Raw genomic sequence first — 14,265 nt, forward strand, 5'->3', positions numbered from 1 at the left:
GTGGTCAGGGCGTTTTTCACGCGTCGGGGCGTCGATAAGCACAAACTGATAGAGTCGGGTTCCATGTACAGGCTTGTCAAGACGATCCGCGAAGACCTAGCGAACGCCCGCGAACACGACCCCGCGGCTCGCAGCGACGCAGAAAATGCCATCGTTTACTCAGGACTCCACGCCATCTGGAGCCACCGTATCGCCCACGCACTATGGCAGAAAAACCTTAAAGGCCCCGCACGCATCCTCGCACAATTCACCCGATTCCTCACCGGTGTAGAGATCCACCCCGGAGCCACCATCGGACACCGATTCTTCATCGACCACGGCATGGGCATCGTCATCGGCGAAACCGCCGAAATTGGCGACGGAGTCATGCTCTACCACGGCGTAACCCTTGGCGGTCAGGTGCTAACCCAAACAAAACGCCACCCCACTGTTGAAGACGATGTGGTTATCGGCGCAGGCGCCAAAGTCCTAGGCCCCATCACCATCGGCAAGGGCAGCGCCATCGGCGCCAACGCCGTAGTAACCAAAGACGTCCCCGCCAACCACATCGCTGTGGGAATCCCCGCCACCAACCGCCCCCGCGGCGTCGACGAAAAAATCAAACTCGTCGACCCCGACTACTACATCTAACCCCCATGCCGCCTCACACCCCGAGGTGGCATTTTTATGCCCTATGCAAGGTACTCACGAAACTCAGGATTTTTCTGAACAAACCCCACCACAGCAGAGCACGTAGCAATCACACCCAAACCATCCGCATGGGTTGCTTCCAAAGCCTGCTGAATTAGTGGCTGAGAAAGCCCCTGACCGCGAAAACGTGGATCGATGACCGTATGGTTAAAATTCCGGCGGCCGTCGCGCTCCGAGTAGCCAGCAAAGCCCGCATTCTCACCATCGACGGCTATTACAAATTGCTTGTCGGTTTCCTCGTGCCGAACTTGAATATCAGACATATCTGCCTCCTCTAGTTCCAGTAGCAATTCCCACCAGTTCTACCAGAAGAAAACAAAAAGGTCCCAGTCAAAATGACTGGGACCTTAATTTGTGGCCAGAGCCAGGATCGAACTGGCGACCCCACACTTTTCAGGCGTGTGCTCTACCGACTGAGCTATCTGGCCAAAGACTGTAATAACAGTCTTGCGACCCTGACGGGACTTGAACCCGCGACCTCCGCCGTGACAGGGCGGCGCGCTAACCAACTGCGCCACAGGGCCTCAAAGGCTGTACTTGGGAGAGAAGCAATTCCTTCCCTTGCACGAGTCATTACTCTACACAGATAATGTTCACACCCACAAATCCAAAGGTCAACGCGGATTTCTTAGGAGAAAAACTATTAAGCAAAGACCTGAGCATCGATAATCGCTTGAGCAAAACGCTCAAGATCAAAATCGCCCGTCTTCCACTCCGTTGTCGCCGGTGCATGCGACACCAGCTCCGCGATGTCAGACTCACGAAGATCAAGATCCGCCAACGTTAATGGGAATCCCATCTGCTTATAAAACTGAACATAACGACGCTTAGTCTCCATGTCGCCGTCATACTGCAACAACACCAGCACACCATAAGAGACAATCTCGCCATGCAGATGCTTGCCGACGCACTCCGGAAATGCCGTCGAAGAGTTATAAAACGCATGCGCAAGCGAAGAATTGTAGTAATACGCCTGCCCTGGATCCACCGTCATGTTAGACACATACCCACAGGTCATGATGATCGCCAACGCAACCTCCTCGATTGCCTGCGACGATCTACCCGCACGACAATCCTCCAAAGCCTGCAAACCAAAATTCATTAGTGCAGGTGTCACCGCCGAACACACGTTTCGCCCCATCAAAGGTGCATGCGACAAATCACGATCACGCGACTGCAGCTTTACCTCGCACTCTTTAGACATGCCATCTGCAATTCCAGCCCACAACAACTCCGCAGGCGACTGCGCAATCACCGCCGTATCAATAAACACGTGGTGGCACGGGCCGCGCTGGAAGTCATAACCAGCCAGCGAATCATCATTCTTATACACCACAGACAAATTCGTTGCTGCAGCACAGTTCGAACCCAATGTAGGAAACGCAAATAATGGCTTGCCCAAGCGGTTCGCAACCACCTTTACCGTATCGACGGCACGACCGCCGCCAACACCAAAAATCATGTCGGCCTGCTGCACCGAAGACATATCACAGAGAGCGTCGACACGCTCGTAGGTGCAGTTATGGCCATAAACAATCCAGTCCACGACTTCAATTCCGCTATCAGCCAATGCGGCCTCGAGACGCGGGCGCGACTTTTCTAAAGCAGTCTTGCCACCAATCACCGCCACCGAAGAGCCATAGGTCGACACGATCGCGTCAATCTTTTCGTAAGCGTTATCGCCGATGCTATATCCCGGTAATTGCAAAGAGTAAGGCATAAAACCACCTCAAGTAAGCCGTAAATGAAACAATAAATCCCATCTAGTGGACATGGAATTAATCGATCATCATACACGCGACATCCAACACTGCCCAACACAGAGCCTCAGTTAATAGACATTCACGCTTCCGCCATCACCAAGATGACAGCCCCCAGAAATAAAAAATACCGAGACATTTCCATGCCTCGGTATTTTAAAAATAAATGCGACCCTGACGGGACTTGAACCCGCGACCTCCGCCGTGACAGGGCGGCGCGCTAACCAACTGCGCCACAGGGCCATATTTATATGGCCACGAAAACGTGGTGGTACTCCCAACGGGATTCGAACCCGTGTCGCCGCCGTGAAAGGGCGGTGTCCTAGGCCCCTAGACGATGGGAGCAAGCCTGTTACAAGACAGCTAGGCTGTCGTGCGGACTGAGAAGAACTATACTTGAATTCCTAAAATACGCAAAACGCGAGGTAAACAAGCTTTTTATAAGATAGTCAAAGAATCGAAAACTAGATGCATCCGTCCTCCTACAACCACGCGCTCCACAGCCACCCCAAATACATCCGTAATCATTTCTGCCGTAAATGCATCGGCAGGCTCTCCGGCAGCCACCACATGCCCATCGGAACCCAGCACCACCACACGATCACAGTAACGTGCTGCAAGATTCAGGTCGTGAAGCACGACAATCGTTGCACAACGTAAATCCCGCACTAATTCCATCAACTCAAACTGATGCGCTAAGTCCAAGTGATTAGTGGGCTCGTCTAGTAATAAATGATCCGCTTGCTGAACTATGGCGCGAGCTATAAGCGCACGTTGACGCTCACCACCTGAAAGTTCCGTGATAAGACGATGCTGTAGTGATGTCAACGAGACCTGCTCAAGAGCTTTACTCACAATTGCTTCGTTTGCATCTGTATTAAAATCGAGTAGTCGTCGATACGCAAGAGCACCTAACCCAACAGCGTCGCGTACCGTTAGAGGTAATGCTTGATCGCGCTCCTGCGCAACCACAGCTATCTGCTTAGCAATATCCTTAACCCGCAGTTGATGTACATCATTACCATCGACGATAACTTTGCCCCCAGCTAGTTTTAGGGCTCCATGAATCGCTTGCAACAAAGTGGATTTTCCACAACCATTTGGGCCAACGATACCGACAATCTCGCCAGCGCCCACACGCAAAGTCACACCATGGACAACCAAACGACCACAACGATCTACTACAACATCACTCGCACTTATCACTGCACGTTACATTCCCGCGTTTTTCATCTGCTTTTGCAGATATACAGCTCCTTCAACCGAGAGCGTGCTCGGCGGATCAGTGAGAATAAAAGGCATATGAACCACTTTATGCTCCTGCACAGCTTTCAAGCTACGAGCCCCATTAAAACCGAGGAAAGTCTCCATGGCAGCTTTGTCATCACCAGTCTCACTTAGCAGCACAATCCACTCAGGATTCTTGTCAAGCAAATCCTCCATGGAGGCATCGAAAACCCGTTCTTTGTTATCAGAATAGGGGTTCTTCAAACCATTGGCCTCAAGAATTGGTTGAACCATAGAGGTATTGCCATAGGTATAGAACTCATTTGAGCCAGGAGTGATATATAGCACCACACCATTAGCTGTGGAAGCAGAAACCTGCGGTGTCTTCTTGGCGATCTTTTCCTTTAGTTCTTTGGCTTTGCCCTCCACCTGGAAAAGTGCTCCCATCTTATCGATCTCATCAGTCACCTTGTCCCAGCTTGCAGGAGTTAACTCAATATCTGGACACAATGCGTCTGGAGAGTACAGAGGGATACCTGCATCTTTGAGCGCCTGGCGATCCGCACCGGTGTCATAGCCGATAACCAAATCAGGACGTAGATCAACAATGGACTCAGTGGACATCTTTGCGCCACCAGTACCTGTATCGTCTGCCTTAACAGAAGGAATATTGGCGATGGCGGCTTCCAAATCTGCATCCAGCTGATTCACACGCTCCTCTCCAGCACGGTGCTTTACTCGGTCCAGAACGCCTAACTCATGCAGAATCGAAACGTTCATCTCGCTGAGCATGAGCACGTTTTCTGGGGCTTTGTCGAAGGTCAGAGTTTCACCGCAACTTTTAATGCTGATCTGCTGATTCTGCTTAGATTTCCCCATGTTGTGCTCAGACTTGTTAGCCTTATCAACAGCACTTTCACCACACGCAGTCAAACCACACGATAAAACAGCAACACACGTTACTGCTGCCAGCGGCTTCCATGACAACGTCATCTTATTACTCCTCTTTATTTTTACATTTGATTCTTTTGGTTTTTCACTATCAAGGCCAGACACGGAGCGCCAATAAGCCCCGTGATCACGCCGATAGGTAGCTCTTGAGGACTAAAAACAATCCGTGCAAAGGCATCTGCCCACACGAGAAAAACAGCCGATGCAAGCCCTGATGCAACCACAAGCACACGGTGGGAATACCCGACCAACTGTCGCATCACATGCGGAATAATAAGACCTACGAAGCCAATTCCGCCCGCAGCGCTCACCGTAATAGCGACAGCAGCACTAACGCCAAGCAGTAAAAGCGCACGGGTACGCACTGAATGTACACCTACCGATCGCGCAGTGGAATCACCGCTAGCAAGGGCGTCAAGAATTGGCCCATAAAGGCTTAACACAAGCATGACTATGACGGCAGCCACGCATACGATGCCGATTGTAGACCAGCGTGCTCTGCTCAAAGAGCCCAGCATCCAAAACATGACAGCCTGATTCGTTTCAGGTGAGCCCGAAGAAAAGATCACTAGATTTGTCAACGATTGAGCACCAAACCCTACAGCCAAACCAGACAAAATAAGCTTAAGGGGATGGGCTCCCCCGCCAGCGATAATAACGACTGCAGTGGTGGCCAGTGCAGCACCACCAAAAGCAAACGCTCCTACCCCGAAAGCACTGCTTACGCCAAAAGAAATGAGTGCTAATGCTGCGCCAGCGCCAGCGCCTGAACTCACACCTAGCACATAAGGTTCAGCCAACGAATTACGGATCAAGGCTTGGAAAGCAACACCCGAAACACCAAGAGTGGCACCTACTGCTAACCCTAAAACGATACGCGGCAACCGAGTCTGCCAAACAATGGCATCAGTAGCATGATCCCACGTTATGGTAACTGGGACACTTGGAGTGTGACTGGCAATTACTGCATAGACTTGAAAAAACGGCACTGCGGCTGGACCAAGCGAAACGGTTGCCGCGGGGGTTAGAACAAGGAGAATACACAGGATCCCGATTATTGAGCGAGTTCGAGTCACAGAGTTCACGGTAGCACAGCAGATAATTGTTCATCGTCGCGAACTATCACAGTGCAGGCTTGCTCACCCTCGTCAGCAGTGCTGATCGAAAAACTGCATATAACATCCGGCAAGTTATTATTTGCCAACTGCTCCGGCATTAATGCCGCTGGTTCAACAGAATCATCCAAGGGGCAGGCCCAAAAATTACGATACACAATCTTTGGCTTCTTAAATTTATGCACATACATATTCATCACAGCGATACGCAGCATTGTGGAATCGCAGTCATACCCCACCAATGCATTGTCCTGGGAATAGCGCCTCACCGCAGTTACAGCGAATCGATTCAGAAATATCTACCAAAATCCCGCCAAGCGGAACCAACACGTAAGTAGGGAAACGTGGGGTAGCGTCAGCCGCCAAGCGAATTACGCGGAAGACCCGGCTCTGTTCGCTGACATGTCATGGAGACGTTATGAAAGGACGTAAACCACTAAGACCGAGAACAACAACGAAGCACCAAAGATATGAGTCAACCTGGTATTAGCCCGTTACCTTGTGGGTGTCCCCCCGATCAGAGAGTGTGTTCACAGGATTTAAAGACGGGGAGAAATCCGACGACCCACCAACCGCACAGCCCCGAATGGAGTACCGTCTGACCAACTTTCTTCTCGAAAACTTGACCGCACAAAAGACCATCGAGAGGCGCTTCGATGTGGCGGTTATACTGCTACAGGGCGTTGTTGACCGGGCTAGCGAAGGCTTTCAAGTCTTCCCAAGAGTCAGCACGGGCTGTGTCTTGCTCGTAGGCGATCAAACAGCCCCAATGCTGATCGGCGTAGGCATCCTCAGCTACTAGGCGGCGCACCAGCGCTTCGGCTGCTTTGCGTTTGGTCTGTACCTGAGCATCGTCGCGACCGCACTCTGACTTCCCTTCGATGATCCAGTGCACTCCGTTAACATCCATGGCGACAAAGTCTGGAAAGTAGCGATCCTTAGCATTGTAAAACACGAACGCTTGGCCTTACGGATGCAGCCGATGCCACCACACAATCCCCAGCGAAGTGTTCAGTAAGCGCGCCAGCTGGTACTCGCCGGTGAAGGAGTCCAAAGATTCCTCAGCAAACAGTGACTTGAACCATCCCCCATACACCTGGCCACGTACGAACTGCTCACGTGTCTCAATCTGATCATGCACCTTCTGTCCCAACGGCAACGTATAACCGCTACCAAGCATCGGCTTCGGGTGAATGCTCGGCACCTCGCGGGTGGAACGCAACGTCTCAACGGTATAATCTTGGATGAGTTTGAGGAGCTCAGTACGCGCCGAATTCAAAGACGTCACCGTCCAACCACTAAACATCACCGATTGCATAAACTTCGGTACGAGGAATGTCGCTACATAACGAGCCGTCTGCTCCGTTTTAGGCACCAACGACATATTCAGCACCAGTTTAACTAGTGCATTCTTTGCATCATCATCGACATGGACGGAATCAACCTCGGCACGCAGTTTCTCTCCTAAAATCGCAATAATCTCTTTGCGAAGCAACACATCACCAGCTGAGGTCACTCGGCGGGCAGTCGGCTCAATAGTGGGTTAAGGGTCAAAAGGCCAGATCGAACCCCAGCACTCCGCTCTCTTTCGGTGCGCGACCGAGTTTCAACCCGCTCGGCGCGAGCGCCTTATTGAACCAATTTCGCACCACATCGCCGCGAACTTCCGCACCAACTTCGACACCAAGTTGTGCACAAACCCGCTCGCTTTTTACTCACTCACGCGCCACAACCCACGCCTGCGCGGACTTCGTTCCATCCTCGGAGTAGTACCCATCCGAGCCAAGCGCGGCGGAATTCTCAACCGAATTCTGATCGACAGTGCTCTCGTAATAGGCCACGGAATCGCCGTGCAGCTTCGCAATCGTCAGCACGCCCCGCAGTCCACCTTCCACCGTTCCAGCCCCGCACCCGGCAGGGTCTGAACAGATTACTGCAAATGTACCATGACATTCTCCTTGCTCGGAGCAGATAAGCGCCACTGGGTAGTGATATCGCAGGGGCATGGCCGAGATGCAGATCTTTTTGCACACAATATTTTCTGCCCGCCCCCATCGCCTAGGAGCGGGATAAGTCCGGGCGACATGTTGCTCACAACAGTGCTACGAGTAGTCAGCTTTGCAACGTAGTATCGGTGGATCTCCTATAAGTAGGACTATTTCTCGACAGAATAACTTAAGCGTTGCAGGGAAGTCGAGGATGGTTACGTCCGCTAGTGGGATGCTCAGGCGAAAACCAAGGACTAGAAAGCTACTTTCGCAGGGTTCTAGGCGCTGCCAGCGAGGGGAATATCGTGAACTATGTTACAGGTAGACCAAGGGGCGTTATTAACGGAGAAAGAAGAGACCACATTAGCCACCACCAAGCCTGGGCCTTCCAAGGTCAGGCGATGCTGGCCCTGTTCAGACTGTTAGTTCGGAATATTTACTGCGGAACGAATTTCGGAATCCGATTGGGGGTGTCCCTATGTTTTTGTCAAGTGTTAAGTTGCCACAGGCGAGTACAGGTATGGGGGGCAGTCGTTTAGGCGCGCCTAGTAGCCGGCCAGCGTGTACTGGTCGGCTTTGTCTTTTGTTGTTATGCAGCGACTGGGCGTGGTGGGATTTCTCGGAAGAACTCTTTGTTTTTCAGCATTGCGTAGATGACGTTGCATCGGCGTCGTGCCAGGCAGATAACTGCCGCGTTATGGCGTTTACCTTCGGCGCGTTTACGTTCGTAGTACCGCCGTGAGGGTTCGTGGCTGCGGATAGCCGCGAATGCGGAATAGAACAAAGCGTTTTTCAGTCGCTTATTACCCGATCGTGCTGGGAATTCCCCTCTGATTGATGACCCTGATCGTCGTGTCACTGGTGCGATGCCCGCGTATGCAGCCAGGTGGCCGGCGCTGTCGAAGTCGTAAGCCGTTACCGATCGCAAGTAAGGATCTGCGCTGCGGTCTTGATGCCGACTCCGGGTATGCTCTATCCACGACCTCACAAAGAGGGAAATCGTCAAGCATCCCCTCAACCTGTTCAGCAATGGTGCCCACGTTGCGCTTTGAATGCTTTGATGTTTGCAGCTAGTTGGGGAATGACGAGCTCGGCGGCATCGCTTCCTGGTACGGTGACTGTTTGCGCTTTTAGTGCTGCAAAAATCTCGTCTACCAGCGGGGTAGGGTCTTTTCGTGTGTGCTTGATCATCCAGTTCAGCACCCGATGGTATCCGGCTCGTTTCAGCCCTTGTGGCCCTTTGTAGTGGATCAGCATGTCCAGGATTGGGGTGCGCGTTAGGGTGCTGCCAGCAAGAACTCGTTCCAGGCTGGTGTAGATCTGGGTAAGGATGCTGCGTAGTCGGTTGACGGTGCGGGTGCAATCGCGGGCGATGTCGTCATCGAAGCCGGAGAGCATTTTCAATGCTGATAGAACTTCGTTATTTCGGTCGACGGCACGCAGCGTGTGAGGCATTGTGCGGGCGGTGTCGGCGATGATGAATGCGTCGCGTTTGTGAAGTTTTCGCACGGCCTGGATAGAGATCTGCAGCTTTACGCATAGCTAGACCCGGTAGGTATCCGACTTCGCATCCGCAGGCACGGGCTACAGCAATCGGTAGTGCGCCGATGGTATTGGGTTGATCGACGACCACGAGCACCGTGCCATGCTCTTGAAGCTGGTGGAAAACGCTTGCTAGATCGGACTCGAGTTGAGGCAATGGTTTGTCGAATACTTTGTTGCCGACCGTGGTCGAGAGCGCAGGCGTGGTGCTGAAGACTAGCTGACGTCTAGGCCGAGGAATATGTCGATGGAGTAATCCTGCGACATGGTGAACTCCTAGAAAACGAGATGAATATGTCGTTGTTCCAGTCGCTGGCGTCATGACATTCGTTGCGAGCACCCACGTTACAAAGAGACCTGGATATAGATTCCGGCCGTGTCCCTATCAGCTGTCATCGAACGTCCTGGCACCCGGTGGCAACACCCCCCCCGGATCATGGAAACTACAGGGCAAGTAAGCCATACCGGGACCAGCGACTATCCCCATTATCGGGGATACTCACAAGGTAACGGGCTCTTTGGATTTCCCTTGCACCAGAGCCTAGATTGGATTCCACCTACGTCAGAATTTGCTACTAAGACTATCCCTACCATTATCGTTCCAAATGAGACGATCCCGATGAGCAGAGCAATTCCAATGTGAAAGACAATGCACGCTATCACAGCAATGCGTCTCAACCTTTTGCTGCCAAAAAATGAAGATCAGGGACACGGAAGCTTCAAAAAGGATTGTCCCCCAAGTGAATATGATAGTGACTAGTAAAAACTGAACCATGAAATCAACGGGCTTCTCTAGCCAGCTGGAAACTCCGAACATTTCACTTTTGGTCACATAACAGAAAGCAGTTCCAGTTTGCCATTCTTCGGGAAACAACTTGGCCACTGCTGCATTTAGGTATATATATGATACTTGGAAGCGGAGGCACCATGCTGCAGCTACACCAATTCCGGATCTGAATCCCAAAAATGAATCTTGCGCTTTCACAGCATGCCAATGGTTCAACCTTCTATCTGATAGTCCGAGAAGGACGAGTGCCATCGTTGCAGGGATTGCAACAAAATCGCCACCGTCCGGCACTGTGATGAAACCTGATAAGCATATTGTGATGTAGAAATGAACTAAAGAAATTATAAATGGGGAAATACCCGACTATTACGATGAATAGGATGAATGCGAACACATAACTGACCGTCTGTTCGCTCCCATTCCATATGCAATAGGCGTTGATGGCTCTTATTCCTGGCACCGACTTTCATCGGCAAGGACACTTTTGGAGGAGAGTCTACTGGCAGGAGTGAATATCAAGACTGTGATCTGAGCAGCCGCGATAAGGCTTCGGCCGGCCCCTTGAAGGGGGCTCCAGTACCAGAATGAATCGAATAATTTGTTACGGAGAGTAGAACTCTCTTTATTGCTCGCACTTGACGGTAACATGCTGGTATGCCTCGGCGGTTCGCCTTTCGTTTGAAAAATCTTGATATGACCAAATTGTTGGCTTAGTGTGGAGGAAAATAAGCTCTCCACACATCGTCTTGTCTTTTGCGCTGTTTTGAGCTGATACGTTTGGGGGATCTTTGCTAGCTTCGACTAGACACTCATGAATTGATACGCTGTTACAGTTTTCCCAATCATTCTGTTGGACGATTTCAGCTATTTCAGGCCCTTGACTACGTTGGCTCCGTGAAAGTCCGAAGAAATTTGATGGTGAAGAATTCGGGAAGGAATCTATCCTCGATGCGCTTTCAGAACCATCGATACTATATACCCTGTACTCTCCGTCCTGTTGGGGCTTGACAAAAACCCCATGACTGGGGGAGGTAAGAGGCAAAAAACTTCCTGGCTTCTCCTCCATCTCGAATGCTTAAAACATTACTGGGCAGCGTGAAAAATACCGACAAGCATCAGCCTAATTAGAACAAAGAGCGTTGACCAGAAAGATGCGTAGAAACGGTAAGTTATTCGAATTTCCTCGCTGCGATTGGTTTTCGTTGGCGAATCCATTAGGCAAGGGCGCGAGCGAAGCGCGCTGTAATTTCTTGACGCTCGAACTCAGACATTCCATTTGGGATTGCTTCATCATCCTCGAGATAGACCGCAAGTGTAACTACGGCTCTGGCGGCAACGACAAGGGTCGCTACTGCAACATTCGCATAGACGAGACCGTTGGCGAGCACTACGACCACAGCAGCACCGCAAGCAGTTTTCCCGCAGAAATCAGAGGTGGTCATGTCTGGTTGCGTTTCCATTGCTACTAAACGTCCGCTTTGTTCAAGGCATTGAACGAAGTCATCCGAGAACTGCTTTAGCCCTTGCTCCACTTTGGCCGGATCGCCTGATGTTAGCGACTGCTTAATCTCCGGGAAGCTATCGCTATACGTGAGATACTCATTGATTAGCAGGTCGAAAGCCTCTTCGTCTGTATGCGGCTTGTTCGGATCGAAATTCATCGATTTTAGAAGCTCTGGATATCATCAGCGATCGGGCCTTGTCCTGCCAAAAGGAAATAGAGCAAATCTTTGTCCGAATGCTTGGCGAACGTCTCTGCACTATCTGCAACATGAGGAATTCCATCGTTACTAGTTTGGGTTTCTGCGACTGCGATTGACGTTGAAGCTCCAACTATTGCAATCGTGGAGGCCGCAATCGTGGCTAATCTTGCAGAGGTCTTCGTACGGAGGAACGGTTTGATGGTCATTTTACAAACTTTCTGTGTCTTGGAAACATTTGTTAGCTTGCTGCTTTATGTGCAAGAATTCCTTGGATGATCAGAATGGGAACGAGGGAACCAAAAGTCACTGCAACGATGGTTGCATAGTAAGTTTCCGTTATTTCTCCTGATATCAAAAGCGTGATGCCGCCAATGAAGAAGATGATGGAAATCAAAGCAGTTCCCATCCATGTCTTCTGATGGGCCTTTTTCCACGCCGCATCGGACTGCATGGTGCTTATTAAGCGAATTCCTACGATAGAGTTCCGCGGCAGGGTGCCGCTCTTGCTTCGCACTGCAATAACACCAAACAGGAGTGCACACAACAAGGTGAAAACCCCGGTGACAATCGGTATCCATAGCGACATTTCTAGCCCCTTCTCTAATCTATTGGTTTTGCGATTCTTCCCATTGAATTGCGAAACGGTGTCACGCTTCTTTAAAGAAGCGCCTGCCTCAAGGAGGGGAATTAATCGCAGTCAATGAATAAAAAGAACGAATGACTTGCGAGCCTCGATAACAATTGACAAAGCGACGAGTTGGATAAATTTATCCGTGGCATATGTCAGATTATTGTGCCTCTCCCGTGTGGAGCCACTTATCCCCCCTTGTTGGGTAATCCCTCTTCTTGGGTTCTAGTGGTGGTTGCAACACCGAGATTGAAAGGATGTTTCAACGGTGTTGTATGAGTATGCGGGTGTTGTTTACCCGTCCCGTTCAAAAATGTGTGCTGCTCGGCGTGAGCATTATGTAGAGCTTTTGCGTCAGGGACTGAATTTTACGCAAGCAGCCAAAGTAGTGGGCGTTTCCAAACGTACCGGGAAAGTATGGCGTAATGGACGTACTCGCTCGAGCGGGCGTAACGAAAAGGCTAGCGTTGCCTGGTACTGTGCAAAATGGAGATCCCTGAAAATGCTGGACCGTACTATCTAGCCCTGCAAGAACGAATCATTATCGCTGATAGGCTTCATGCAGGTAAAAGTATTCGCGCGATTGCCGGAGAGTTAGGCAGGGCACCGTCAACTGAAATACCCCGGGTTTTCTTCCTAGGTGTTTACCTTGTTTTTATTATTGCTGATTCTTTTTGTTGCTGCCAGTACTCGTTCTCGACCTCGACCGGCGTGCGGTAGTCAAGGGCTTGGTGGAGACGGATCTGGTTCCACCAGTGCACCCACTCGAATGTAGCGATCTCTACCTCGAGAACATCAGCCCACGTACGGGTATGGATGATCTCGTTCTTGTATGAGCCGTTGACGTTCTCGGCCAACGCGTTGTCGTAGCTATCACCCACGCTGCCGGTTGATTCAACGATGCCAGCATCCACGAGATGCTGATGATAGGTCAAAGAGACGTATTGAGAGCCGTGATAGCTATGATGAATCAAATCCTTGGTTGAGTGGGCGTTCCAGATCGCTTGCTTGACCGCCTGGAGCGGTAAGGCTTCAGTTTTCATTGAATCTGACAGTGCCCAGCCCACAATCTTGCGGGAGAACACGTCGGTAACAAAGGCAGCGTAGACGAAACCCTTCGATGTTCTCACGTAGGTAATATCAGCAACCCACAGCCGATTCGGGCCTGTAGCCTTGAAATCGCGCTGAACCAAGTCTGGGCGAGTATCAACATCCTTACCCTTGACTGTGGTGACAGGGTTCCTCCCCTTACGCTTACCGGTTACTCCAGCAAGGCTCATGATCCGCCGGGTTTGCTCACGACCAATCTCGATCCCTTCGCGTGTCAGGGCGTGCCACATCTTGCCTACCCCATACACCCCATAATTCTCGGCGTGAATCTCCTTGACTTTCTCAGCAAGCTTACAATCACGCAATGCTCTACGAGAACGTGGTCTTGCTTTCGCATCACGATAACCACGCGAGGTAAGGAAGCCGCCCTCACGCTCCTTGTTTAACGTCCTACAGATAAACTCGACACTGAAACGATCACGATACTCATCAATAAACGCGATCATTTCCGACGTTGGGAGTCGAGTTCGGACGCGAAAAAGCCGAAGCAGCTTTCAATAATTCGTTCGTATCACGCAGCTCCCGAACCTCTTGTCTCAGGCGGGCGTTCTCAGCCACGAGATCGATTTCGCAGACACGATCGCGATTCTCGCGCCTAGACTTTTGCAACCACTGGCGCAACGCGCTAGCACTAACACCAAGCTTGGGTGCAACCTGCTCGCACGCACTCACAATTGAACACTCCTGAACACGAATACGATCCTCAACCAAACGAACCGCTCGATCCTTGGCTTCCTGATCAAAAATCTTTGACATAACCCAAA

Annotated in this window: 13 protein-coding genes, 4 tRNA genes and 3 pseudogenes; 2 read left to right on the forward strand and 18 right to left on the reverse strand. The window is 51.0% G+C overall.

The annotated features are described in order from the left end of the window. The first annotated feature begins 63 nt into the window (after nt 1–63). Nucleotides 64–630 carry a serine O-acetyltransferase EpsC gene (epsC, locus tag ABMV07_RS10905; RefSeq protein ID WP_088266615.1) on the forward strand — a complete coding sequence of 189 codons (567 nt, stop codon included), beginning with the start codon at nt 64–66 and terminating at the stop codon, nt 628–630. A 41-nt stretch (nt 631–671) separates the two neighbouring features. Here the strand turns inward: epsC and ABMV07_RS10910 are convergent, their stop codons facing one another. The 17 genes and pseudogenes from ABMV07_RS10910 to ABMV07_RS10990 form a co-directional block, all read right to left on the reverse strand. Further along, on the reverse strand, nt 672–953 hold the full coding sequence (locus ABMV07_RS10910) for a GNAT family N-acetyltransferase (RefSeq protein ID WP_088266616.1): 282 nt from the start codon (nt 951–953) through the stop codon (nt 672–674). Nucleotides 954–1,045: 92 nt separating this feature from the next. Next, nucleotides 1,046–1,118, reverse strand: a tRNA-Phe gene (locus tag ABMV07_RS10915). Between the two features lie 22 nt (nt 1,119–1,140). Further along, nucleotides 1,141–1,214, reverse strand: a tRNA-Asp gene (locus ABMV07_RS10920). 119 nt (nt 1,215–1,333) lie between these two features. After that, nucleotides 1,334–2,410 (reverse strand): iron-containing alcohol dehydrogenase family protein, encoded by a 1,077-nt coding sequence (locus tag ABMV07_RS10925; RefSeq protein WP_088266617.1) that lies wholly within the window; start codon nt 2,408–2,410, stop codon nt 1,334–1,336. A 209-nt stretch (nt 2,411–2,619) separates the two neighbouring features. Beyond that, nucleotides 2,620–2,693, reverse strand: a tRNA-Asp gene (locus ABMV07_RS10930). 26 nt (nt 2,694–2,719) lie between these two features. Beyond that, nucleotides 2,720–2,795, reverse strand: a tRNA-Glu gene (locus ABMV07_RS10935). A 93-nt stretch (nt 2,796–2,888) separates the two neighbouring features. After that, the gene (locus tag ABMV07_RS10940; protein WP_374064608.1) at nt 2,889–3,656 is read right to left on the reverse strand and encodes an ABC transporter ATP-binding protein; all 768 of its coding nucleotides are present in this window, start codon (nt 3,654–3,656) and stop codon (nt 2,889–2,891) included. A 6-nt stretch (nt 3,657–3,662) separates the two neighbouring features. Further along, nucleotides 3,663–4,670, reverse strand: a complete 1,008-nt coding sequence (locus ABMV07_RS10945; protein ID WP_374065026.1) for an ABC transporter substrate-binding protein — start codon at nt 4,668–4,670, stop codon at nt 3,663–3,665. Nucleotides 4,671–4,690: 20 nt separating this feature from the next. Continuing rightward, on the reverse strand, nt 4,691–5,704 hold the full coding sequence (locus ABMV07_RS10950) for a FecCD family ABC transporter permease (RefSeq protein ID WP_374064609.1): 1,014 nt from the start codon (nt 5,702–5,704) through the stop codon (nt 4,691–4,693). 5 nt (nt 5,705–5,709) lie between these two features. Continuing rightward, nucleotides 5,710–6,012 (reverse strand): hypothetical protein, encoded by a 303-nt coding sequence (locus tag ABMV07_RS10955; RefSeq protein WP_327786545.1) that lies wholly within the window; start codon nt 6,010–6,012, stop codon nt 5,710–5,712. Between the two features lie 404 nt (nt 6,013–6,416). Continuing rightward, nucleotides 6,417–7,283, reverse strand: a pseudogene (locus tag ABMV07_RS10960) (restriction endonuclease); the annotation flags it as partial. 175 nt (nt 7,284–7,458) lie between these two features. Next, nucleotides 7,459–7,617: a hypothetical protein gene (locus ABMV07_RS10965; RefSeq protein WP_197692200.1), complete on the reverse strand. Its 159-nt coding sequence runs from the start codon at nt 7,615–7,617 to the stop codon at nt 7,459–7,461. Between the two features lie 703 nt (nt 7,618–8,320). Further along, nucleotides 8,321–9,540: pseudogene (locus ABMV07_RS10970) on the reverse strand (IS110 family transposase). Nucleotides 9,541–10,682: 1,142 nt separating this feature from the next. Next, complete coding sequence (locus tag ABMV07_RS10975) at nt 10,683–11,126, reverse strand: SdpA family antimicrobial peptide system protein (protein ID WP_197692287.1); 444 nt, start codon at nt 11,124–11,126, stop codon at nt 10,683–10,685. Nucleotides 11,127–11,274: 148 nt separating this feature from the next. After that, nucleotides 11,275–11,721 (reverse strand): hypothetical protein, encoded by a 447-nt coding sequence (locus ABMV07_RS10980; RefSeq protein ID WP_234914594.1) that lies wholly within the window; start codon nt 11,719–11,721, stop codon nt 11,275–11,277. 5 nt (nt 11,722–11,726) lie between these two features. Next, nucleotides 11,727–11,969, reverse strand: a complete 243-nt coding sequence (locus ABMV07_RS10985) for a hypothetical protein (protein ID WP_229255065.1) — start codon at nt 11,967–11,969, stop codon at nt 11,727–11,729. Nucleotides 11,970–12,001: 32 nt separating this feature from the next. Then, nucleotides 12,002–12,349 carry an SdpI family protein gene (locus ABMV07_RS10990; protein ID WP_088266481.1) on the reverse strand — a complete coding sequence of 116 codons (348 nt, stop codon included), beginning with the start codon at nt 12,347–12,349 and terminating at the stop codon, nt 12,002–12,004. Between the two features lie 310 nt (nt 12,350–12,659). On the opposite strand from ABMV07_RS10990, the pseudogene ABMV07_RS10995 reads away from it, so the two are divergent. Beyond that, nucleotides 12,660–13,006 (forward strand): annotated as a pseudogene (locus ABMV07_RS10995) (helix-turn-helix domain-containing protein); the annotation flags it as partial. A 29-nt stretch (nt 13,007–13,035) separates the two neighbouring features. Here the strand turns inward: ABMV07_RS10995 and ABMV07_RS11000 are convergent. Beyond that, nucleotides 13,036–14,257, reverse strand: a protein-coding gene (locus ABMV07_RS11000; protein ID WP_374064548.1) for an IS3 family transposase whose coding sequence is annotated in 2 segments (ribosomal slippage) — nt 13,036–13,954 and nt 13,953–14,257 — 1,224 coding nt in all. Because the reading frame shifts where the segments join, the coding sequence is not laid out codon by codon here. Nucleotides 14,258–14,265: the final 8 nt, after the last annotated feature.

Source organism: Corynebacterium belfantii (genome assembly GCF_041898185.1).
Classification (GTDB): domain Bacteria; phylum Actinomycetota; class Actinomycetes; order Mycobacteriales; family Mycobacteriaceae; genus Corynebacterium; species Corynebacterium belfantii.

Coding starts and splice junctions, on each gene's coding strand:
- epsC (WP_088266615.1), top strand. CDS start 64: ATGTACAGGCTTGTCAAGACGATCCGCGAAGACCTAGCGAACGCCCGC.
- ABMV07_RS10910 (WP_088266616.1), bottom strand. CDS start 953: ATGTCTGATATTCAAGTTCGGCACGAGGAAACCGACAAGCAATTTGTA.
- ABMV07_RS10925 (WP_088266617.1), bottom strand. CDS start 2,410: ATGCCTTACTCTTTGCAATTACCGGGATATAGCATCGGCGATAACGCT.
- ABMV07_RS10945 (WP_374065026.1), bottom strand. CDS start 4,670: ATGACGTTGTCATGGAAGCCGCTGGCAGCAGTAACGTGTGTTGCTGTT.
- ABMV07_RS10975 (WP_197692287.1), bottom strand. CDS start 11,126: ATGGAGGAGAAGCCAGGAAGTTTTTTGCCTCTTACCTCCCCCAGTCAT.
- ABMV07_RS10980 (WP_234914594.1), bottom strand. CDS start 11,721: ATGAATTTCGATCCGAACAAGCCGCATACAGACGAAGAGGCTTTCGAC.
- ABMV07_RS10985 (WP_229255065.1), bottom strand. CDS start 11,969: ATGACCATCAAACCGTTCCTCCGTACGAAGACCTCTGCAAGATTAGCC.
- ABMV07_RS10990 (WP_088266481.1), bottom strand. CDS start 12,349: ATGTCGCTATGGATACCGATTGTCACCGGGGTTTTCACCTTGTTGTGT.